General features: G+C 64.8%; 18 protein-coding genes. 6 read left to right on the top strand and 12 right to left on the bottom strand.

The window, feature by feature from the left end; genetic code table 11:
- Positions 1-144: 144 nt before the first annotated feature.
- On the bottom strand, positions 145-696 hold the full coding sequence (locus ACH49N_RS17770) for a TetR/AcrR family transcriptional regulator (RefSeq protein WP_159920423.1): 552 nt from the start codon (positions 694-696) through the stop codon (positions 145-147).
- 91 nt (positions 697-787) lie between these two features.
- Here ACH49N_RS17770 and pepN point away from each other — a divergent pair, with 91 nt between their 5' ends.
- Positions 788-3304 carry an aminopeptidase N gene (pepN, locus tag ACH49N_RS17765; protein ID WP_358273382.1) on the top strand — a complete coding sequence of 839 codons (2517 nt, stop codon included), beginning with the start codon at positions 788-790 and terminating at the stop codon, positions 3302-3304.
- A gap of 324 nt (positions 3305-3628) precedes the next feature.
- Here pepN and ACH49N_RS17760 read toward each other — a convergent pair whose 3' ends face one another.
- Positions 3629-4891: a GNAT family N-acetyltransferase gene (locus ACH49N_RS17760; RefSeq protein ID WP_358273383.1), complete on the bottom strand. Its 1263-nt coding sequence runs from the start codon at positions 4889-4891 to the stop codon at positions 3629-3631.
- Positions 4892-5624: 733 nt separating this feature from the next.
- Here ACH49N_RS17760 and ACH49N_RS17755 point away from each other — a divergent pair.
- From ACH49N_RS17755 to ACH49N_RS17740, 4 genes are all read left to right on the top strand, one after another.
- Positions 5625-7832 carry a LuxR C-terminal-related transcriptional regulator gene (locus tag ACH49N_RS17755; RefSeq protein WP_358273385.1) on the top strand — a complete coding sequence of 736 codons (2208 nt, stop codon included), beginning with the start codon at positions 5625-5627 and terminating at the stop codon, positions 7830-7832.
- A 229-nt stretch (positions 7833-8061) separates the two neighbouring features.
- On the top strand, positions 8062-9027 hold the full coding sequence (locus ACH49N_RS17750; protein ID WP_358273387.1) for a LysR family transcriptional regulator: 966 nt from the start codon (positions 8062-8064) through the stop codon (positions 9025-9027).
- Positions 9028-9200: 173 nt separating this feature from the next.
- Positions 9201-9833: a hypothetical protein gene (locus ACH49N_RS17745; RefSeq protein WP_358273388.1), complete on the top strand. Its 633-nt coding sequence runs from the start codon at positions 9201-9203 to the stop codon at positions 9831-9833.
- Between the two features lie 93 nt (positions 9834-9926).
- A complete protein-coding gene (locus tag ACH49N_RS17740) occupies positions 9927-10829 on the top strand; it encodes a LysR family transcriptional regulator (protein WP_358273389.1) in 903 nt (300 codons plus the stop codon).
- 8 nt (positions 10830-10837) lie between these two features.
- On the opposite strand, the gene ACH49N_RS17735 is transcribed toward ACH49N_RS17740, so the two are convergent.
- From ACH49N_RS17735 to ACH49N_RS17700, 8 genes are all read right to left on the bottom strand, one after another.
- The gene (locus ACH49N_RS17735) at positions 10838-11734 is read right to left on the bottom strand and encodes a dioxygenase (protein WP_358273391.1); all 897 of its coding nucleotides are present in this window, start codon (positions 11732-11734) and stop codon (positions 10838-10840) included.
- Positions 11731-12804: a maleylacetate reductase gene (locus tag ACH49N_RS17730; RefSeq protein ID WP_358273393.1), complete on the bottom strand. Its 1074-nt coding sequence runs from the start codon at positions 12802-12804 to the stop codon at positions 11731-11733. Before ACH49N_RS17730 ends, ACH49N_RS17735 begins: the two co-directional genes overlap by 4 nt.
- The gene (locus ACH49N_RS17725; protein WP_358273394.1) at positions 12801-13520 is read right to left on the bottom strand and encodes an alpha/beta fold hydrolase; all 720 of its coding nucleotides are present in this window, start codon (positions 13518-13520) and stop codon (positions 12801-12803) included. Before ACH49N_RS17725 ends, ACH49N_RS17730 begins: the two co-directional genes overlap by 4 nt.
- On the bottom strand, positions 13517-14314 hold the full coding sequence (locus ACH49N_RS17720; RefSeq protein WP_358273395.1) for an SDR family NAD(P)-dependent oxidoreductase: 798 nt from the start codon (positions 14312-14314) through the stop codon (positions 13517-13519). Before ACH49N_RS17720 ends, ACH49N_RS17725 begins: the two co-directional genes overlap by 4 nt.
- A gap of 51 nt (positions 14315-14365) precedes the next feature.
- Positions 14366-15571 (bottom strand): VOC family protein, encoded by a 1206-nt coding sequence (locus ACH49N_RS17715; RefSeq protein WP_358273396.1) that lies wholly within the window; start codon positions 15569-15571, stop codon positions 14366-14368.
- 2 nt (positions 15572-15573) lie between these two features.
- Positions 15574-16593: a fumarylacetoacetate hydrolase family protein gene (locus ACH49N_RS17710; protein WP_358273398.1), complete on the bottom strand. Its 1020-nt coding sequence runs from the start codon at positions 16591-16593 to the stop codon at positions 15574-15576.
- Positions 16594-16657: 64 nt separating this feature from the next.
- Positions 16658-17077: a nuclear transport factor 2 family protein gene (locus tag ACH49N_RS17705; protein WP_358273400.1), complete on the bottom strand. Its 420-nt coding sequence runs from the start codon at positions 17075-17077 to the stop codon at positions 16658-16660.
- Positions 17074-18552 carry an aldehyde dehydrogenase gene (locus ACH49N_RS17700; RefSeq protein WP_358273401.1) on the bottom strand — a complete coding sequence of 493 codons (1479 nt, stop codon included), beginning with the start codon at positions 18550-18552 and terminating at the stop codon, positions 17074-17076. Before ACH49N_RS17700 ends, ACH49N_RS17705 begins: the two co-directional genes overlap by 4 nt.
- A gap of 214 nt (positions 18553-18766) precedes the next feature.
- On the opposite strand from ACH49N_RS17700, the gene ACH49N_RS17695 reads away from it, so the two are divergent.
- On the top strand, positions 18767-18925 hold the full coding sequence (locus ACH49N_RS17695) for a DUF1059 domain-containing protein (RefSeq protein ID WP_358273403.1): 159 nt from the start codon (positions 18767-18769) through the stop codon (positions 18923-18925).
- Here the strand turns inward: ACH49N_RS17695 and ACH49N_RS17690 are convergent.
- A complete protein-coding gene (locus ACH49N_RS17690; RefSeq protein ID WP_358273405.1) occupies positions 18912-19805 on the bottom strand; it encodes a CoA ester lyase in 894 nt (297 codons plus the stop codon). The two genes, ACH49N_RS17695 and ACH49N_RS17690, sit on opposite strands and share 14 nt — an antisense overlap.
- Before the next feature lie 2 nt (positions 19806-19807).
- Complete coding sequence (locus ACH49N_RS17685; RefSeq protein ID WP_358273407.1) at positions 19808-20971, bottom strand: CaiB/BaiF CoA-transferase family protein; 1164 nt, start codon at positions 20969-20971, stop codon at positions 19808-19810.

Here is a 20971-nt window from a genome sequence, read left to right as displayed (position 1 = left end):
AGCCGGCCAACCGGACGCACTTTGCGGGCAGAGCGCCCGAAGCAATCCCTCAGGCGAGGTCAAAACTAGACACTCGATCGAAGATGTGTCAAGAAACTCGTTTGTTCGAAAGGCGGAACCTGGGGCGCACACCGCGCCGGGTCGTCACGAGCCGAAGGGCATCGCCGGCAGTAGCCAGCGGGTGAGAAACCTGCGCAGGTCGTCGTCGGCGTGAACGGCTTCGTCGTCGAACATGATGACCGAGAGTCCCAGGCGAACCAGAATTTCGACGATGTCGTCCAGGTACGTCTGCGTGTCGGGGTAGCGATCAACGAGGGGTGAGAGCAACTCGCGTGCAACGGGTTTGGCGCGACGCATCATTCCCGCGTCGAAAAGAGGGTTTCCCTGCTCGGCCTGGAGCAGTGCCGCGAGGACCGGGTCCGCGTGCACCGCAGCCCGACTGGCGACGACAAGCTCGACGACGAGCTCGAAGGGCGTGTCGGTGGCGTCCAAGCGGGAACGGATGCCGCCCACCACCTCCACCGCAAGACCGGCGATCGCCTGCGACACCAGTTCCTCGCGTGACCCGAAGATGGAGTAGACGGTTTGCCGCGTGACGCCCGCGGCCTGAGCCACCGCCGCGATGGTGACCCCGTCGAAGCCGTCACTTCTGATCAACTCGAGCGTGGCATCCAGGATCTTCCTCCGCGACCGCATGGGGCCATTATCGGGTACCGCCCTCACGTGGTCGCCCGGCCGTCGCACCGTCTCTCTCCGCGAGCCCTCTCCGCCTGGCAGTATCGACGCCGTGAGTACCGCGAACCTGTCCCGGGCCGAAACAGCTGAACGCAGCCGGTCGATCGAGGTGCTCCGGTACCGAGTGGAGCTCGACCTACTCGCCGCCGTCGACCCCGGCGTGGACACCTTCAGCACCACCACCACGGTGGAATTCACCTCGCACTCCCCCGAGACCTGGCTCGACTTCATCGGTGCCCGGGTGGAGTCGGTGACCGTCGACGGAACCGCAGTGGATGTGCAGTACGACGGTGCACGTATCGCATTGACCGGACTACGGGAATCCTCTGTCGTGACCGTGGTCGCACAGGGCGACTACTCGCGCAGCGGGGAGGGTCTGCACCGGTTCGTCGACCCGTCCGACGGACAGACGTACCTGTACACCCAGTACGAGCCGGCAGACGCCCGCCGGGTTTTCCCGTGCTTCGAACAACCCGACCTCAAGGCTTCGTTCACCTTCGTCGTCACCGCACCCCGGGGCTGGGAGGTGATCTCCAACCAGCACGTCGACCGTCGCGACACCGTGAGCGACGGCCAGGTCGTCACCTTCGCAGCTACCTTGCCCCTGTCCACCTACATCACCGCGGTCGTGGCCGGTCCGTACCACAGGGTCGAATCCTCCTGGCAGAGAGGAAACCTCACAGTTCCGCTGAGCGTCCTGTGCCGGGCATCCCTGGCACGATATCTGGACGCCGACACGATTTTCGACATCACTCAGCAGGGCTTGGACTTCTTCGCCGACGCCTTCGACTTCCCGTATCCGTGGGGTAAGTACGACCAGGTCTTCGTGCCCGAGTACAACCTCGGGGCCATGGAGAATCCGGGCTGCGTCACCTTCACCGAGGCGTACGTGTTCCGTGGGTCGGCGACCGATGCCCAGTACGAGGGCCGGGCCAACACGATCCTCCACGAGATGGCGCACATGTGGTTCGGTGACCTCGTCACCATGGTGTGGTGGGACGATTTGTGGCTCAAGGAGTCGTTTGCCGACTACATGGGGTCACTCGCGAGTGCCGAGGCGACGCGGTGGACACAGGCGTGGGTGGCGTTCGCCAACCGGCGCAAGGCCTGGGCTTATCTCCAGGACCAGCTCCCGACGACCCATCCCATCGTGGCCGACATCGTCGACCTCGAAGCCGCGAAGCTCAATTTCGACGGCATCACCTACGCCAAGGGCGCCAGTGTGCTGAAGCAGCTCGCGGCCTACGTGGGTCGGGACGCCTTCTTCGAGGGCGCTCGCCGCTACTTCCGCGCCCATGCCTTCGGGAACACCACCTTGGCCGATCTGCTGACCGAGCTGTCCGGCACATCCGGTCGCGACTTGACCAGCTGGGCCGCCGCCTGGTTGCAGACCAGCGGAGTATCGACTCTGGCCCTGGAGCGCAATGACGGGGGCGGCGCGACTCTTTCGCAGACCGATCCCCGACCGCACCGGCTGGCGATCGGCATGTACGACTTCGATGAAGCCGGCGACCTGGTGTGCACCGAGCGATCCGAAATCGACATCATGACGTCGCGGACTCCCGTCGACCTCTCAAATGCCCCGCTGGTGCTACCGAACGACGCCGATCTGACGTATGCGAAGGTCCGCCTCGACACTCGCTCGCTGACCACGGTGGAGAACTCCCTCGACCGGGTTCGCGACCCGTTGGCACGCGGGCTGATCTGGTCGTCCCTCTGGAATGCGACGCGGGACAGTGAACTGGAGGCAGCCCGCTATCTTGCCATGGCGCAGCGGTTCTCGCCTACGGAGTCCAACCCGGCTCTCCTGACCTCGGTGCTGTCGAATGCGCCCTTCGCGATCGAGCACTACCTACCCGAATCCGCCCGAGCGGACGCCCGCAGGCGATGGCTCGAGCACACCTGGAACGAAATGTTCGTCAGTGATTCCGGTGCCCAGCTCACCTGGGCGCGCGCTGTCGCCGCCGTTGCGACAACCGACGGAGGCCGGGCGGCGGATATTCGATCGATTCTCGATGGCAGTGCACCGCCGCCGTCCGGACTGTCTCTCGACCCCGACCTGCGGTGGGCGTTCTGGCTCGCTCTCGCCGCCAACGGTCATGCTGATGACACCGACCTGCACGCCGAATGGCAGCGGGACGACACCGGGTCCGGTCGCACCGCATACCTGCGTGCGATGTCGGCCCGTCCGGACGCTGCGGTCAAGGCGGAGGCCTGGGCGTCCATCTTCCACGACCACTCACTGTCGAACGATCACCTCGACGCCACCATCAGCGGATTCCTCGCGGGAGCACGCCGTGACCTCGTCGCGCCGTTCGCGGCGGATTACTTCGCCGCAGTGCATTCGACTTGGCGGGACCGGAGCATCGAGATGGCACGCCGGGTGGTGACCGGCTTGTTCCCCCGGGACACGACCCTCGACGCGGCCGACGCCTGGCTCGCAGCGAACGCCGACGCACCGGGCGCCCTGCGGAGACTGATCGTCGAGCAACGTGATCACCTCGCGCGCGATCTCCGGGCGCAGGAGTTCAACTTCGAATTCGGGACGCGCACGCCCTCGGAACCCTGACGCGCGGGCGAGGAACCCATATCATCGAGACGGGACCGGCATTCGCCCGCGGAAGTACCAGGAAAGGACACTCGTGGACCAGCACAGTTTCGAGGTCGAACTCCCGTCGGATACGTCGTTCGAGTCGGCGGAGGAACACGTCCTGCAGGAAATCGTCGGTCCCCGAATGCTCCGCGAGGGCAAGGATGGTTACGCCGACCTGCACGTGCACACCAAGGTCGAGAGTCGAAAGCCGGGAATCTCGATTTTCGCGGGTCCTACAAGCTCTAGCGGACCCTTCAGCCTGTGGCTGCCGGCTGGCTCGCACCACATGTGGTCGAAGCATCAGCTTCGAGCGAAGCGGGCAATGTCCACAGTGAACGCATCGAGCATTTCCGGGGTCAGGGTCGGACGCATCGCACCGATCACCCCCAGATAGTCCTCGGTATCGGCGTGACAACGTTCCCCTGTATCGATACTGCACTCGAACGTCGTCTGCGCGACCATACGTGCCGCATGCGCAACATCCGCGGGAGTAAAATCTGCCGACGCGGCCACCAACGCCGGAACATTCACCTCCTCCCCCACCAGATACCGCTCCCACAATGCATGCCGGGCCTGCTCATCCGGTGCCCCGATCGGCAACACGTAATCGAACCGCCCATGCCGCAAGAATGCGTCATCGAGGTCACGCACCGAGTTCGTCGCGCACACCAGAAGCCGCCCCGCCCGCTCCCGGAAACCCACGATCGACTTCAACAACTCGTTCACCACTCCCACCGAATCCGACCCCGGCCGGCGCCGGGCCGCCACCTCCTCCACCTCGTCAATGAAGACGACCACATGATCGAGTTCGGCCATCGACCCGAACATCTCCCCGATTCCCGCCGCCAAACCGCCCCCATTCGACGCCAACCGTGACGGAAACAACTCCACGAACGGCCACCCCAACCGGCTCGCGATCGCCCGCGCAAATGTGGTCTTCCCCGTCCCCGGCGGCCCGAACAGCACCACCGCCCGCGGCGGCACCACCCCATGCTCGGCGGCGAGCACCGACCGCGACAACGGCAGCACGATACGCCGCTCGATCAAGGTCTTCTCCCTGGTCATCCCGGCGACCTGCCGCCACAACCCCGCAGGTGGGACCGCCCCACCGAGCCGGGCCAGTACTCCCGCAGTCCGTGGGGACACCGTTCCGACCTTCTCGTAATAGGTAATGCCCGCGCGCGCAGTGAACCCAGAGTTGGTCAAGGCGCCCGCACCGGTCTCCCCGTCCGGCAGCAGAGCACTCACCCGCCGCACCCCCTTCGCCAGCAACCGGTACTCGAGTTCGGCGATCAGTGCACTCCCCAACCCCAGCCCCCGCCATTCCGGATCCAGAGAGATCCGCAGAATCCAGGCACGATCCTCATCCACCCGGCTGACCGCGGCGCCGATCACCCGATCACCGGCCACCGCCACCACCGCCGGATGCCGCCCCAACAGACCGGTCACCATGTCCGACATCGCGAACACCGGACGCTCAGCGGTCGACGGAGAGGTCGCATCCAGCCGCACAACCGATTCCAGATCCTCACGCACGAAATCGCGAATAGCCCAACCATCCATCGACGGCCTCCCGACACTCGTCAGCCAGCGCGCGTCATTGGACTACGTCACCACACCGAAATTCGGTCCGCACTGGTCAACGAGCATAAACCCCGAACGCGCAGCGGTCACCACCCGACACCGACACCGACACAAAGCTGGGCGGATCTGCGAGGCGTTGATCGCCGAACCCGCCATCGTCCCGCCGTCGTGGATGAGCGATCTCAGCGCATCTCTCGGTGGACGACAGGTGCAGCTTCTGCTGCACCGATCGGTCCGGGTGATTGCCGCAATTGTTATCCGAGCGTTCGAGCACCAGCCACCGCCAAGGATCTTTCACGTATATCTCGCGGACAGTGTCGGACGGTCAGCCATCTGGGTCGCCGGTTTCTTGGAGGGCATTCGTTCGCCAGGTTACGTACGTCACCTCGTGCACAGCTCACTTCGGGGAGCAGCTCCACAATTGCAGGAGGCGCGCCGCTCGACCGAAAACGCATGGCTGCGCTGGTGTGGAATTTCCAAGCTGGGTCGCCCGCAGCCTCCACTACGCAGCCGGTGATACCCGGGACTAATAACAATCCGGAGACTACGCCCGGACCGGGAACCATGACCTCCGATCTGGCGCCGGAGTAAACTGCTCGAGATGGGCAAGCAGGGACCTCGGGCTCGAACACTGGGGCCACCACCGACCGAATTGTTCGGGCGCCAACGCGAGCTGGCGAGCGCACGCGAACTGCTTTCTTCCAGTCGCCTCGTGACACTTACCGGACCCGGCGGTGTCGGCAAAACCGCACTGTCCGCCGCGTTGTCCGCCACGCTCGACCGGGCATTCCAGGACGGCGTATGGCTCGTCGAGCTTGCCGCGCAACGCAGTTCGGATACCGTCGCCGAAGCCGTGGTGACGCAGATCGGCCTGAGCGCCCTGGCCAATGTGGATGCCGAAGAACAGCTCGGTCGGCATGTGGCCGACCGCTCGATGCTGCTGATACTGGACAATTGTGAGCACGTCTTGCCCGGATGCCGACGACTGGTGTCCGCGCTCCTCGCCGCTTCCAGTGAGCTGCGGGTATTGGCAACAAGCAGGGAAGCGTTGGGAATCCGGGGCGAACGCGTGGTCGTCGTCCGCCCGTTGGAGATTCCCCCGATCCATCGCGGACTGACCGCGGACGAACTGTCCGAGTATCCGGCAGCGGCCATGCTGGAAGCCCGGGCCAGAGCCGTCAATGATCAGTTCGAAATCACGGAGGGCACTGCGGCGGCGATCGCGAAGCTGTGCACCTATCTGGATGGAATGCCGTTGGCCATCGAGCTCGCCGCAGTGCGACTGCGGTCACTGTCGGTGCACGAACTGCTGGGCCACATCGACGACCGGTTCGCGCTGCTGACATCCGGCGACCCCACCGCCGTACCGCACCATCGATCCCTGGACGCGCTGGTGCGGTGGAGTTACGACCTGTGCTCCCCGACAGAGCGACTGCTGTGGGAAAGAATGGCGGTATTCAGCGGCAGCTCCGATCTCCCGGCGATCCGCGCCGTGTGCGGGCTTTCGCCCCTGCAAGGGACCATTTTGCTCGACGCGCTCGACGGCCTGGTGTCCAAGTCGATCGTCCTCACCGAGACAGTGCAGGGTGACATGCGCTATCGGTTCCTGGAAACGCTGCGCGAGTTCGCGCGGGGACAAGCCGGGACAAGCGAAGACTTCGGTCGCGCCCGGCGTGCTCACACGGAGTACTACCAAAGGTGGGCGGCCCAGGCCGCCGAGAACTTCTTCGGCCCGCGCCAACCCGACATCGTCCGGCAGTGGGAGTCCGATTTCACCAACCTCGAGTTGGCCTTCGACAATCTGCTTCAGGCGGTTCCGGACTCTCATGGCGCCCTCGCGCTTGCCGCTGACCTCCGTATTTTCTGGATGAGCGGCCATCTCCGCGAAGGTCGACGCTGGTTGGAGCGAGCCCTTGCCAGCGACACGGGCGCCGGCACCGAGCGCGGCAACGCACTGTGGGCGGCGGGGTGGATTGAGGCGCTACACGGTGAAACGCGCATTGCGCGGGAGTTTCTCGACGAAGCCGACACGATCGCCGGGAAGATCGGCGATCCGCGCATACGAGCACGCGCCGCGACATGGAAAGGTTTGACCGCCATGGTCGCCGGGGACTTGGCGGTCTGCCGCACATCTCTGGAGGTGGCCTACAGCCGACACCGGGAGCACTCGGATGCCGAGGGTCTGCTGATGACCTTGTTTCTACTCGGATTCGTCAGGAGCCTTTCCGGAGACCATGAGGGCGCCACCGACGCCGGCCGGGAAGCCGTCGAACGAAGCGAGGCCCTGGGCGAAACATGGGGCCGCTCCTATTCGCTGTGGATGATGGGCTTCGACGCGTGGATGCGCCAGGACCTCGAGGGCGCAGAGGAGTACGCCAAGCAGAGCCTGACATTGCGATGGGACTATCACGACGACTTCGGCGGTGCGGTTGTCCTCTACCTGATGGCCGGCATCGCGCTCGACGAGGGCGATCCCAAGAAGGCGGCGAAGCTGCTGGGCGTCGTCGGGGAACTGCTGGCCATTGTCGATACCGAGGTTCCGGGCATGCTGGGCGCACGCTATCAGGTGATCAGATCCGCCGTCGAGAATCGACTCGGGGAAGAACTGTTCGCCCGCCACTACGACGCAGGCCGGCGACTGAATCGCGGCCAGCGGATGCGCTTGGCGCTGGGCGGGGCCGCAGCCGTTCCATTGGACCAGACGGACACGGTGGCGTCGGTCGACTTGTTGACGCCACGGGAGAAGGAGGTCGCGGCACTGCTGGCGAAGGGTCTGAGCAATCGTGCAATCGCCGGCAAGCTGGTCCTCTCGCCACGCACGGTGGAGGCTCATGTCGAGCACATTCTGGCCAAGCTGAGCGTCAACTCACGCACCGAGGCTGGTCTGTGGGCCGCCGCAGCGCTCGGCAACAACTCGTGACGCACGTCCCCGGCCTGGTGTCCCATATCACAGAGTACGTAGTCGACTAGTTACGTAGCCCGTAGGTATTCACCCGCTGTTGCGGACCTGCCGCTCGCGGGAAGGTGGAGTTCTCCATCCCAAGCACCTCAGGTTGGAGGGATAGTCCCAACTATTGGCTCGGGATTCAGCGCTGGACACCCGGTATATATGCGCCAGCGACGGCGTCCCTTCCCACGATAGGTTCACCATGCAATTGCGCGAGCTCGAGTGGTTTACAACGCTGGCCGAAACCGAGCACATCACGGAGGCGTCGATCCGCTTGCACATCAGCCAACCCACACTGTCGCGGGCTTTGGGCCGAATCGAGCGCAAACTCGGAGTGCAGCTTTTCGATCGCCATCAGAACCGGCTGCGCCTTAATAAGTACGGTGAGCTCTTCCAGGCCCACGCGTTGCGGGCGCTGAGCGAGATCGACCGTGGGGAGCAGCGGATCGCCGCACTGATCGATCCCGATCGAGGCTCGGTGTCGCTCGGGTTCGCGCATTCCTTCGGCGCGTGGCTGATACCAGACCTACTCAAACGGTATCGGGAGGTCGGATCGAGCACGTCCTTCGAACTGCACGGACAAGCTTGCCGTTCCGTGATCGAGAGCGTGCGAAAAGGACAATTCGACATCGGCTTCGTGGCTCCCGAGCCGACTGCGGATGATCTCGAGTGGATACCGCTCGGACATGAGGCACTGTGTGTAGCGGTTCCCGCGGGCCATGAGTTCGAAGGCCGCGACGACATCGCGATCGCGGACTTGGCGGACGAACCAATGGTCGCGCTTCAGGCCGGGCACGGCCTACGCGAGGCCACGGACCGTCTATACCGGGAGGCTGGGATCAGCCCCCGCATCGCGATGGAGGCCACCGAACTGCCCACACTCCAAGCACTGGTCGCGGCCGGAATGGGCGTGGCGGTCGTGCCCGCAGCCCCACCGGGACATGCGTCCGCGACCGGTACCGTCCCGCTCAGCGACCCGACCGCCTTCCGGTGCTACGGAGCGGTCGTCCGCCCACATGGTCCGAGCTGCGAGGCCGCACGGCGCTTCCTCAATTTCGTCGCTGGTGTCTCGTCGCTCCCGAAGCGATCCGACCGCTCGCCGTTCGAACGAGGCTCGAAACACGAGCCACAAACTACACCACCTGTTGCCTGGCCGGTGTCGGCTTAGCACCGGCGAACGCCACGGAGGACTGCAATGAGAGGCGCGCAGGAAAATTCCCACACCAGGTCGCCGTCAAGTCGAATCGGCCAGATCCTGCCTGGGTTCACTATTCATCTGAGGCATATCCATCGAACAAACATGAGGCCGGCAACTCGATGAAACCCTGCGATAGTGAACGCATGTCGCTCATCTCGAATGCGGCATCGCATGGGGAACAGTTCCTCGCCCAGATGCCCGACATGATTCACCACTCCGCTCCCCCGTCTGCGGTCCGCCAGCGGCGCTTGCGCGTCGCGGTTGATCTCGTCGAAGGTGGCCATCACCCGGCCTTCGGGCACGAATGCAGCCACACCTATCCCGATGTCGCATCCGGATCCGTGACACCCGGCGACGAGCGAACGGAGCGATTCCGCGCCCTCGACCTGCAATTGGCCACGGCCGCGTACTGCAGGCGGCTCGACGAGGCTGAGTACGAGTCCGCACGTCGGCCCGCGGCGCTGCTCGATGTCGAGATCCTGATCGCCCCCACCGCGCGGGCGGCGCGTCTGGCGCTTCGAGAATTGGAATTGGCGACCCCCTCCTCTCCGACAACCCTGCGATACGTGGGCACGCCGGCAGGTCTCGCCTGCTTGGCTGCGGATATACGAGCAGCGGGTGTCGCTGATGGGGTTACGCTCCTCCCACTCGCGAACGCCGGCACGGTGGAGCTTCTTGCCGAAGTGACGGTCCCGGCGTTGCACCGAGCCGGTCTCGTCGGCTCGGACGCCGCGAGCAGTCTCGTTGCCGCCATGGACGGAATCGCCGCAGCGTAGGAGCTGCCCAACCCCACGATCGCGTGGATCACCAACTGTTCACCGACACCGAGTACGCCTCCGGGCGCACACGAGAGGAAGTGCGTTTCATCCATGGAAGTCCGTGAGCTGGAATGGTTCGTCGTCCTGGCACGAACCGAGAACGTGACCAACGCCGCCACACAGCTCCATGTCAGCCAACCGACATTGTCGCGCGCGCTGGCGCGAATCGAACGCCAATTGGGCGTCAAACTCTTCGACAGAAATCAGAACCGGCTCCGGCTGAACAAATACGGTGAGATCTACCATGCGCACGCGGTGAGAGCGATGAAGGAACTCACCCAAGGTGAGGAAAAGATCCGAACGCTGGTGGACCCCGAGCGCGGAGTGGTTTCGCTCGGATTCCTCCATTCGTTCGGATCATGGCTCGTTCCTACCCTTTTGGATCGGTATCACCAGGTGGCGCCGCACACCTCGTTCGAACTGGAAGGGGGCGCCGCGGACGCTGTTGTCGATGCCGTGCGCACTGGACGGATCGACGTCGGCTTCGTCGCGCCCCGGCCCAACGCGGATGACCTCGCCTGGGTGCCGTTGGGCCGAGAATTACTGTGCCTCGAAGTGCCGCCCGGTGACGAATTCGTCGATCGCGAGTCCATCACCATTGCCGACATTGCTGCGCGGCCGATGCTCGCCCTCGGCCCTAGCTACGGGCTGCGCCAGGTCGTCGACCACCTCTTCGAGGACGCCGACCTCACTCCCACCATCAGTATCGAAGCAACCGAATTGTCCACGCTTCGCGCTCTGGTCCGGCACGGCAACGGCATCGCCATCGTGCCGGCACCTCGAGCCGAGCAGCAGTCACCGACGATCAAGATACCGATCGGTGACGTCAACGCGTTCCGGTTATACGGTGCGATCACGCGGGGTTCCGGGCCGACGGGGAGTGCGGCGAAAGCATTTCTGGAATTCTTGACGGGCCACTTCGCCACCTCGCGCATCGATCGAGGGGACGAGTGATCTCACCGTCATACGTCGGGGGCGAGGACTATGTCGAACGCAACCTCGCTCCACGGACCGCTCACCGCGCGCCCGTCCGGTGTGGGCCCCGAGGGGTGCCGCTCGAACGTTTTGATGAGCGACTGCTTGACCCCGAACACGGCATCCCTCCAACCGATTTCGTCACCGTCGACGAAGATGTGGGTCACCAAGCGCCGATACTCCGGCGCGGTCACCATGAAGTGCAGGTGGCTGGCCCGCATCGGCGAGCGACCGACCGCCGCCAGCATCCGCCCCACCGGACCATCGTGCGGGATCGGGTAGGGAGTCGGAGTCAGACCCCAGAACCGGAATTCGCCGTTGCCGTCCGCGAAGAAATGCGCACGAGCGGCGACGCGATCGTCTCCGTACTGCACGTCGTACTGCCCGTCCTCGTCCGCCTCCCACACCTCGATACGGGCGCCGGGAACGGGGTTGCCGTGAATATCGCGCACACCCCCGGTCACCCAGCACGGCTCCCCCGAAGCGCCGAACGACATGTCCTGGCCGAGTTCGATCCTGGGTGAGCCTTCCACGAAGAACGGGCCGAACACCGTCGCCTCGGTGGCATTCGCGATCGACGGGTTGTTCATTCCGATCACCTGCATGGACAGGCCGAGCACGTCGGACAGCAGGATGAACTCCTGCCGGGTGTCGGTACACCTTTGTCCCGTTTCGGTGAGGAGCGCGATCATAGTGTTCCATTCGGCCTCAGTGAGTCTCACTTCCCGGGCTGCGGCGTGAAGGTGCTGAACTACCGCTTTCATGATCTCTTTCAGCCGGGTATTCGGCGATTCGTCGAACGACGCCAGGACGGTGTCGACCAGTGCCTGCTCACGGGCGGCCTGGTCAGTCGACGGGTTCGCTCGCTCCTGCGGGGTCGTCATGCTCGGTCCTGTTCGTCGATCGGTTCGCCCGCCCACGCGGCGGCGAGAAGAATACGCAGATCATCGAGGGCGACGGGCCGCGGGTTCGATGCAGGAACCGCTGCGAGTATGCGCTCCGCGGCGGTGTCTATCCCGTGCTCGGGCATGCCCAGCTCTGCGAGGGAATCGACGACACCCAGATCCCGCCGGAGTTCGTAGAGGCCGCGGGCGGCCGGCGCGCCACCGAGCGCGTCGGACACCCGGTGTGCAGCGTTCGGCGCGGCTGGGCCGTTGAAGTCCACCACGTAGGGCAGCACCACGGCATGCGTGTCGGCGTGTGAAAGCCCGTATGCACCGCCCAGAACGTGGCAGATCTTGTGATGCAGCCCGCTGCCCGCCGACGCGAACGCAACGGCCGCGAGGTAGGCCCCGTAGAGCGTGGCTTCGCGCGCATCGAGATCGTTGGGGTTTTCCGACATCGCTCGCAAGCCGGGAATGAGCGCGCGGAGGCCCTCGGTGGCGAGTGCCGTGTCGATCGGGTCGGCTCGCGGTGCCCAGAATGCGTCCACCGCATGGGCGACGGCGTTGAGCCCGGATGCAACCGCTAGTCGGGAAGGCAGCGAGACGAAGAGATCGACGTCGTAGACCACGATCCGGGGCAGGACCTTCGGATCGGATCCCGTGGTCTTACGGTCGCCGTTCGTCTGTCCCCACACGTCGGTCGCTTCCGAGCCGGCGAACGTGGTGGGAACCGCAACGATCGGAATTTCCGTGTCACGGGCGACAAACTTGGCAAGCCCCGTCGACGAACCACCCCCGATGCACACGACCGCGTCGACACCCTCCGAACGAGCGAGATCGACAGCAGTACTGCCGTTCTCCACCGGCACGTGCTGGATGACGTCGTCGATGCGTGCCACGACCGGCACTCGGTGAGCCACCTCGTCAGCGAGGCCAGACACGAACGAATCAGCGATGAGCAGAACGCGCGACGCGGACAGGTCCCCCACGGCAGCGGCGATGTTGTCCACCGCCCGCCCGCGGGCGAAGAGTACCCGTTGCCCGAGTGTCGAGTGGTCGAACTCGATCACAGTCGTATCCTCGAAGAGATGACCTGGCGCGACAGCCAGGACAGCAGGTGTGAAGCCACGGCGCCGGGCGCTTCGAGCGTCGAAAGGTGACCGACCCCGGGGAGGACGACCAGTTCCGCACCCGGCACCGAGTCGGCGACCTCGGATCCGAGCGCGACCGGGGTGATCGTGTCGTGCTCACCCGCGATTACCAGCGTGGGCACGTCGAGCGTGGCCAGTTCGACGCGTCGATCGCGTCGATTCGACACCGCCGTCTGCTGTGCGATGAACACCTCGTCACCGAGATCGCGGGCCATCGTGGCCGCGAGTTCGGCGACATCGGGCCGCTGCGGGGCTACAGCGTCCGAAATCATCGTCACTGCTTGGTCGAATTCCCCTGCTCGTACTTTCTCGACGAGGCGGCGGGAATTTGCGCGTCGATCGGAATCGGCGGCGATTGCGGACGAGTTCAGGAGTGCCAGGCCTCGCACGCGACCGGTCCTCCGGAGCGCGATCTCGAGCGAAACGTACCCGCCCATGGAATTGCCCACGAGGAAGAAGTCCTGCGGAGTCTGCTCGAGCACGCGATCGGCCATGGCCTCGATCGAACTGCCGTCCGCGCGCACCACGACACTCGAGACCTTGTCGCCGAGGATGTCGGCTACCGGTCGCCACAGGCGGGCGTCCGACCCGAGCGCCGGAACGAACACGACAGGAATGCCGAGTACGTCACTCATGATGCAGCTCCGTCCACCGCGAGGATGCAGCCCGACGTGAAGCCGGCGTGTTCGGACACCAGGTATCCGACCGCAGCCGCGATCTCGGTCCCGGTTCCGGTGCGACCCAACGGGATGGCCGTGCGTGTCACATCCTGCACGTCGTCCGGGAGCGCCTCGAAGATCGTCCGCACCCGGCCCGCGGTCGGCAGCACCAGACCGGGCGACACTGCATTGACGGTGATGCCCGTGGTACCGAGGTCTTTCGCCAACTGCTTCGTGAAGCCGTTGATCGCAGCCTTCGATGCGGCGTACGGCAACCGGGCACCGACGGTGCCCGAGGGACCCGCCAGGCCGTTGGCGACCGCCGACGAGAAGTTCACGATTCGACCGTAGCCGTGTCGCAGCATCAGGGATACTGCCTGTCTGCTGCAGAGGAACGCGCTGGTGACGTTGTTGTCGAGTACCCGACGCCAGACATCAACGCTGAGGTCGTCGAGCGAGCGCACCGGATCCGTTCCGCTACCTCCGGCGGTGTTGACCAATGCGTCGAGACGGCCGAACCGCTGGTCGATCTCAGCGAACGCAGCGACGACGGCCGCCTCGTCCGCCAGGTCGACCACGAGCGTGAGCAGCTCAATGCCGGATACGACGCTCTCGATCTGTTTTTTCGATATCTCGAGCCCGTCCTTCTGGATGTCCAGAAGGACAACGGAGAATCCGTCTTCGGCGAGGTGCTGCGCGATGTCGGCGCCGAGTCCTTGCGCTGCGCCGGTGACCGCTGCGACTCGCCTCTCGGTGTTGTGCTCAGGCAAGTACTTTCCTCACTTCGTGGTGACGATGAATGGTGATCGTCGGATTCGTCGTCATCCGAGCGGTCCCCAGAACGTTTCGCCGCCATAGGTATCGGACATGGGTTCGAGCGTCTCGGGCCAGACTCCGGGTTCGACGCGGCGTCGGTTGTCGGGTGAGCGCACGGTGCCGTCCCACCCGACCTGCTCCATGTAGTAGTAGAGCTGCATCACGTGCCCGTCCGGCGCGACCGCGTGGATGGCGTAGTCGATGCCGGGGTGAATTTCTTGCGGTAGATCGATCAGCTTGACGCCGCGTTCTTCGAGGAAGGTCTTCGCGTCCCGCAACTGCTCGTAGGAACCCAACTGGACGCCGAAGGACAGCAGTGTCGTGCTGTCGCTCAGTCCCAGTGCACTCCGGACCTCGAGCGGGAAGAGCGCGATGCTGTGGTGTTCGGTGTTGGCGCGCAGGAAGAGCACGCGGTGACCCTCGACGGTCGACTCCTCGCTCTTCACCAGTCCGAGCGTCTCGATGTAGAAGTGTTCTGCCGCATCGAGGTCGGCGACGAAGATGCTGACCGGACCGATGCGGACCGGCTTGAACGGACGGGAGAGCAACACTCCGCCGACGTCGTAAGTCTTGGGCAGCGTGTCGACCCAACGGTGTCCCGAGGTGAGGTCGATACCCTTCGCCTCGGCCTCCTCGAGCTCGCTCGCCTCCGACTTGGTGGGTAGCTCGGGATGCTCGTTTGCCCACGGCCACATCACTTCGGGCTTGCTGACGCCGTCCCAGCCCACCTGCTCGATACCGTACTCGAGCTCGTTGGTGTGACCGGTGGGATCCGGAAAGTAGGTGTGCCAGTTGGAACCCGGGTCGCGGCCGTACCGCTCGATCGTGGAGCCTTGCTCCTCGAGCCACAACCGGGCCTGCACCACCTCGCGCAATGAACCCACCTGCCAGGTGATCTGGTTGACCGTAATGTCGTCCCGAGCCGGGTTGTCGTTCTTGTCCACCCACGGACGGGGCATCAGTACCAGCGTGTGGTGGTCACTGTTGTGCCGCAGGAAGTAGATCCTGGTGTCGGACAGCCCGTCCAACCACACACCGGGATCGTACTTCTGCAGATCGAGCATGTCCGCGACCACGAACCCGAGGACGTCACGGTAGAATCGGACCGCTTCGCCGGTATCGGTGACGCTGATACCGAAATGGTTGAGACGACGAATTTTGAATGGCCGGTCGTACGAGACACCACCGACCGAGAATTTTTTCGCGGCCATGACTACTTCTGCCCTCCGCGCGTTCCGGCGATCGTGTTGGTGATGGAGCCCAGTGCGGTGGAGCTGATCTCCACGACGTCACCTGGGTTCAGGAAGAGCGAATCGTCTGCGAACTTGCCCTCGGCGTCGCGGGTGCTGGAATCCACGGCCGTACCCTTGGGGGTGCCACCGCTGATCAGATCGCCGGGGAACAGCGTGGAGTCCCTGGACAGATACTCACCGAGCGACGCGAAGCTGTGGATCATCGACTTGGTGTTCCCGCTTTGCCGAACCTCGCCGTTGATGCGCGCTTCCACCGGGATGTCCTGCGGATCCAAACCCTCGTCGACGACGATCCACGGACCCACCGTTGCGGCGCCGTCGAAGTTCTTCGAGTATTGGAAGTCCGGTCCGAATGAGACGTTGTCCCTGATGGACCAGTCGTTGACCAGCGTGTAACCCCAGATGTACGCACCGAAGTCGTCGGCCGCGATGTCCTTCGCGCGCTTTCCGATCACGACGGCCACTTCTGCCTCGTAGTCGAGCAGGTTGGTCCGGCGCGGGTAGGTCAGGTCGTCACCGTCGGCAGAGACGACGCGCGGGTCCTTGATGAAGTATTTCGGACCACCGGACACCAGCCGGTCGAGGGTGGACTTGTCGCTCCCGTTGGAAGTGTTGTCGGCAGCGGCCTGCATATGGTCGGCGAAGTTGGCCAGTGCCGCGAAGATTCGTGACTGGCCTTCGATCGGCGCGTGCAGCGTGACTGCGTCCAGGGGGAACACCAGTTGTTCACCGTCGACCCCCATGTCGACGCTGCTCTCCGACAGGAAGTCGAGTGCCGCGCGTGCACCGGCGAGCGCGGCATCCCCCTGCTCGATGAAGGAATTCAGATCGGCCGGCACCTCGTGGGCTGCCCGCGCCGCCGGACGCACGCTGTCCGTGCGCTCGGTGAGATATTTGGTGTACGCGCCGTTGACGTCGACGACGTCATCGCCGACGACAACGCCGACTCGTCGATTCGGACCGAAAACTGCGACCTTCATGATGCTCCCTGTAATCGTTGATGCTTGGTGTGGTGGTGTCGACAGACCGGGTCGTCGCCACCGGTTACGAACGGCGGCTGGACGGATCGACACCCACGTCCTCGAGCAGGCGACCACCGTTCGGGGTGAGACTGTAGATCGCGAGTCGAGTGATCTTGCCGTTTCGGACGGTGAAGAAATCTCCCAGCACGACCTGCGAACCGTTGGCATTCAGGTCGATCTCCACTGCCACGTTGTCGCCGTCGACGACGAGCTTGCCGGGCGAGGGAATCATCTTCCCTGCCTTCAATCCGCCGTCGTACATGCGTCTGATTGCGTCCGCACCCGAGAGCGTGCCGGCTGCGTTGTGCAGCACGGCATCCGTGGCGAAGAGGTCCGCCACCGCGGTGGCGTCGCCTGCGGCGACACCGGCGAAGTACGCGGCGACGACCTCGGCGGGGCTGGACGCCGTTGTGTTCCGGGCAGACCCGGCCGGTGTGGTCACGACTCGAGGTAGCGGGTCGAGGCGTACACGGATTGGTACTCGAGGTAGGGATCGATGCCCTCGGGACCGAGTTCGCGTCCGAGCCCGGAGTCCTTGAACCCTCCGAACGGTGCGCCGAGGTCGAGGGTGTAGTAGTTCAGGCCGATCGTGCCGGTGCGGACCCGGCGAGCCACCCCCAGGGCCCGATCCTCGTCCGCGCTCCACACGGATCCTCCGAGGCCGTAATTGCTGTCGTTCGCCATTCGGACCGCATCGTCGTCTCCCTCGAATGGGATCAAAGCCATGACCGGGCCGAACACCTCTTCGCGCGCCAGGCGGTCGGAGTTATCGACGTCGGCGAACACCGTGGGCTGCACGAACCACCCTTGATCGAGACCGTCAGGCCGACCACCCCCCGTCACCAAGCGCGCGTTCGAATTCTTCGCGATCTCCACGTAGCCGAGCACCTTGTCCCGGTGGGTGCTTGTCGCCATCGGCCCCATGGTCACCGACGGATCCAGCGGGTCACCCAGAGTGTAGGAATCGGCAAAGCTCGCGACTGCATTCACGACCTCGTCGTAGCGGGAGCGGGCAATCAATATTCGTGACTGCGTGGTACAGGTCTGGCTGTTGTTCAGGAACGACGCGTTGTCCAATCCGGCGAGGAACGTCTCGATGTTCGCGTCCTCCAGCACGATCGCCGCGGACTTTCCGCCCAGTTCCAGAGTGGAACGACGGAGCAAGCGGCCGCACTCCTGGCCGATGATGCGGCCTGCCTCGGTGGACCCGGTGAACGCGATCTTGTCCACGAGCGGGTGCGAGACCAGTGCGGCGCCGGCGTCGCGGTCGCCGAGAACGATGTTGAGGACTCCGGCCGGCACACCGGCCTCCTGGGCCGCGTCGGCGAAAACATAGGAGTCCAAGGCGGTTTCCGGTGAGGGCTTCAGAACGACGGTGCACCCGGCAGCGAGGGCCGGCGCGATCTTGAACATTGCCAGGGCCTGTGGGAAGTTCCACGGGGCGATGGCGCCGACGACGCCCACGGGCAGGCGGCGGACGATGGTGGATCCGGCCTGGCTCGGGCGAACCGATTCGAGCGGCAGGTTCTCGACGATGTCCGCGTACATGCGCAGGAGAGCCCCCGGGGCTCCCCCGTTCAGTGCCTGCGACAACCCGAGAATCATCCCGTTTTCGCGGCTGACGAGCGCAGCCGTATCACTCGCGCGGGCGTCGAGAGCGTCGGCGAATGCCCGGAGCACGGTGGCGCGCTCGGCGGGAGTCGTTCGGCCCCAGGGGCCCTCGTCCAGGGCCCGGCAGGCGGCGCGAACGGCTGCGTCGATGTCGGCCTCGCTCCCGAGCGCGGCCACCCCGATGCGCTCGCCGGTGGCAGCCTCGATCTGGTCCCGGAGTTCTGTGCGGACCGGGTCGATCCAGGTGCCGTCGATGAAGAAGCGGGTGCGGTCGAGGTTGCTCGGCCGGTCGACGGTGATGGACATAAGTTCTCCTTGCTGCGAGGTCAAGCGTGATCCCGAACTTCGGTGTCGGCTCGTCGCCTGCACCGGTGAGATCCCGATCACTGTCGATCCTGTGCTGACGTGCCCGTCATCGCAATGCCAGGATTTTCCCCGTCCTCATACTCTGGACGCATTGTCGCTGGTTGAGCGATATGGGAGGACACACCGAGACCTGACCGCCGGTTATTGTCGAGACATGACGGCTGAGAGAAGACGTTACGTGCAATGTCCGTGTGGGGAGCTCATGGAAGGGCTCACCGCCGACCTTCTGGTCGACGAGGTTCAGCACCATCTGCGCGAGCAGCATCCGCATCTCCTCTACAACCGCGACCAAATCCTGTCTATGTCGTACTGACCGGCGTCGTACCGACCAGCATCGTCTCAGTCGACGTGGGGGTCAGGACGCCCGCAGCGCGCAGAACCGCGTGGGCGCGGGCCAACACCGGCGCGTCGACCATGAAGCCGTCCACGCGCACCGCCGCACCCGACGCAGCGGCGTCTACGATCTTCTGTGCGTGAGCGACGGCGATATCGCTGGGGTGGAAGGCCAGACGGCTCGGCGCAACCTGTGAAGGGTGGATCAGCAGCTTCCCGGCCATACCCAGTTCGATGGCATGGCGGAGTTCGTCGGCGAGAACCGCACCGTCGTTCAGTGCCGTCGTCACCCCGTCCACCGGTCCCGGCTTGTTCGCCACTCGTGACGCGAGCACCAGTTGTGACCGAGCGTGGAGCATCGCGATACGCGTTGGTTCCGCGCCGAGATCCACGGCGTAGTCCAGATGGCCGAACGCCAGCCGCGCGACGCCCGGGTCGGCGGCAATCATTCCCGACCGGTCCACACCGACCGCGGATTCAATCAGCGCGATGACGGGGCACCGGAGTCGCTGGCGGAGATCGATATACCGGACGGAATCGTCCGCCTTGGGGACCATGACAGCGGTGAGTCCCGGCAGATCCGACAGGGCATCCACGTCACCGATGTGCTCGGGGTCGCCCACCGAGTTCACGCGCACGCATGCGCGTCCGCCCTCGGACAACCACCGAACGACCTCGGTTCGCGCTGTGGCCTTGTCTCCTCGTGCCACCGCGTCCTCGAGATCGAGGACTATGACGTCCGCCCCGGTGGCGAGCGCCTTATCGAACCGGTCGCTGCGGTTCCCAGGAACGAACAGAAACGTCGTGGCCTCCTGCACTCGCGCCGTGGTCTCGGCGAGCGTGGAGACACTTGTCGACACGGTCAGAACCCCGCCAGGACCGTGGATTCGGGTGCGATCCCGAATTCCGCCAGAATTGCCTCGGTGTGCTGCCCAACGTCCGGGATCGGCCCCATGACGGGGGTCGAATCGGACATGGTGACGGGCGGAATCAGGGCGCGCAGCTCCCCGACCGGCGACTGGTAGGTCCGCCACCTGCCCCGCGCTTCGAGCTGCGGATGCTCCGCGAGACCGTCCATGGTGCGCAGCAGAGCGTTGGCGATTCCCGACACTTCCAGTAGCTCGGCCACCCGCTCGGCTGTGAAGGCGTGGAAGACCCCCTCGATTACGGCGCGCAACTCCGCGTTGTGCTCGACACGCAGGGAGTTGCGCACGAAGCGCTCGTCTCGCGCCAGCTCCGGCGATCCGAGGAAGGTGCAGAACGTCGCCCATTCCCGTTCGTTCTGAATACCAAGGAAGACCTGTTCGCCGTCGCCGCACGTGAAGGGACCGTATGGAGCGATCGCCGCATGCCGGGCCCCCGTTCGGGAGGGGGACGCCCCGCCGTACATCGCGTAGTTCAGCGGAAAGCCCATCCATTCCGACAACGCTTCGAGCATCGACACCTCGATCGTGGCGCCCTCACCGGTCCGCTCCCGTTTGATCACGGCAGTGAGCACACCCGAGTACGCGTACATCCCCGAGGCGATATCAGCGATGGAGATACCGACCTTGGACGGTTCGTCCTCGGTACCGGTGATGGATACCAGGCCGGCCTCGCACTGAACGAGCAGGTCGTACGCCTTCTTCGCCGAGTACGGCCCACCGGTTCCGTACCCCGAGATGGAAACGTGGATCAACCGCGGATTCCGGGCACGGAGTTCCTCGGCGCCCAAGCCCAGCCGATCCGCCGCCCCGGGGGCCAGATTCTGAACGAAGACGTCGGCCCGGTCGACCAGGGCCTGCACCACTTCTCTGCCCTGCTCACTCTTGAGATCCAGGGCCACAGACTCTTTGGATCGGTTCAACCACACGAAATGACTGGCAAGACCGTTGACGGTCTCATCGTAGCCTCGCGCGAAATCGCCGACGACCGGTCGTTCGATCTTGATGACACGGGCGCCGAGGTCGGCCAATTGTCGAGTGGCGAAGGGGGCGGCCACCGCCTGCTCCAACGACACGACCGTGAGCCCATCGAGGGGATTCAT

Source organism: Rhodococcus sp. NPDC019647, from assembly GCF_044389235.1.
Taxonomy (GTDB): Bacteria; Actinomycetota; Actinomycetes; order Mycobacteriales; family Mycobacteriaceae; genus Rhodococcus_F; species Rhodococcus_F oxybenzonivorans.
Note: the sequence above shows the minus strand (reverse complement) of the source record. Positions and strands in the feature narration are given on the sequence as shown.

Coding starts and splice junctions, on each gene's coding strand:
- ACH49N_RS17770 (WP_159920423.1), bottom strand. CDS start 696: ATGCGGTCGCGGAGGAAGATCCTGGATGCCACGCTCGAGTTGATCAGA.
- ACH49N_RS17760 (WP_358273383.1), bottom strand. CDS start 4,891: ATGGATGGTTGGGCTATTCGCGATTTCGTGCGTGAGGATCTGGAATCG.
- ACH49N_RS17750 (WP_358273387.1), top strand. CDS start 8,062: ATGCAATTGCGCGAGCTCGAGTGGTTTACAACGCTGGCCGAAACCGAG.
- ACH49N_RS17745 (WP_358273388.1), top strand. CDS start 9,201: ATGTCGCTCATCTCGAATGCGGCATCGCATGGGGAACAGTTCCTCGCC.
- ACH49N_RS17740 (WP_358273389.1), top strand. CDS start 9,927: ATGGAAGTCCGTGAGCTGGAATGGTTCGTCGTCCTGGCACGAACCGAG.
- ACH49N_RS17735 (WP_358273391.1), bottom strand. CDS start 11,734: ATGACGACCCCGCAGGAGCGAGCGAACCCGTCGACTGACCAGGCCGCC.
- ACH49N_RS17725 (WP_358273394.1), bottom strand. CDS start 13,520: ATGAGTGACGTACTCGGCATTCCTGTCGTGTTCGTTCCGGCGCTCGGG.
- ACH49N_RS17715 (WP_358273396.1), bottom strand. CDS start 15,571: ATGGCCGCGAAAAAATTCTCGGTCGGTGGTGTCTCGTACGACCGGCCA.
- ACH49N_RS17710 (WP_358273398.1), bottom strand. CDS start 16,593: ATGAAGGTCGCAGTTTTCGGTCCGAATCGACGAGTCGGCGTTGTCGTC.
- ACH49N_RS17700 (WP_358273401.1), bottom strand. CDS start 18,552: ATGTCCATCACCGTCGACCGGCCGAGCAACCTCGACCGCACCCGCTTC.
- ACH49N_RS17695 (WP_358273403.1), top strand. CDS start 18,767: ATGACGGCTGAGAGAAGACGTTACGTGCAATGTCCGTGTGGGGAGCTC.
- ACH49N_RS17685 (WP_358273407.1), bottom strand. CDS start 20,971: ATGAATCCCCTCGATGGGCTCACGGTCGTGTCGTTGGAGCAGGCGGTG.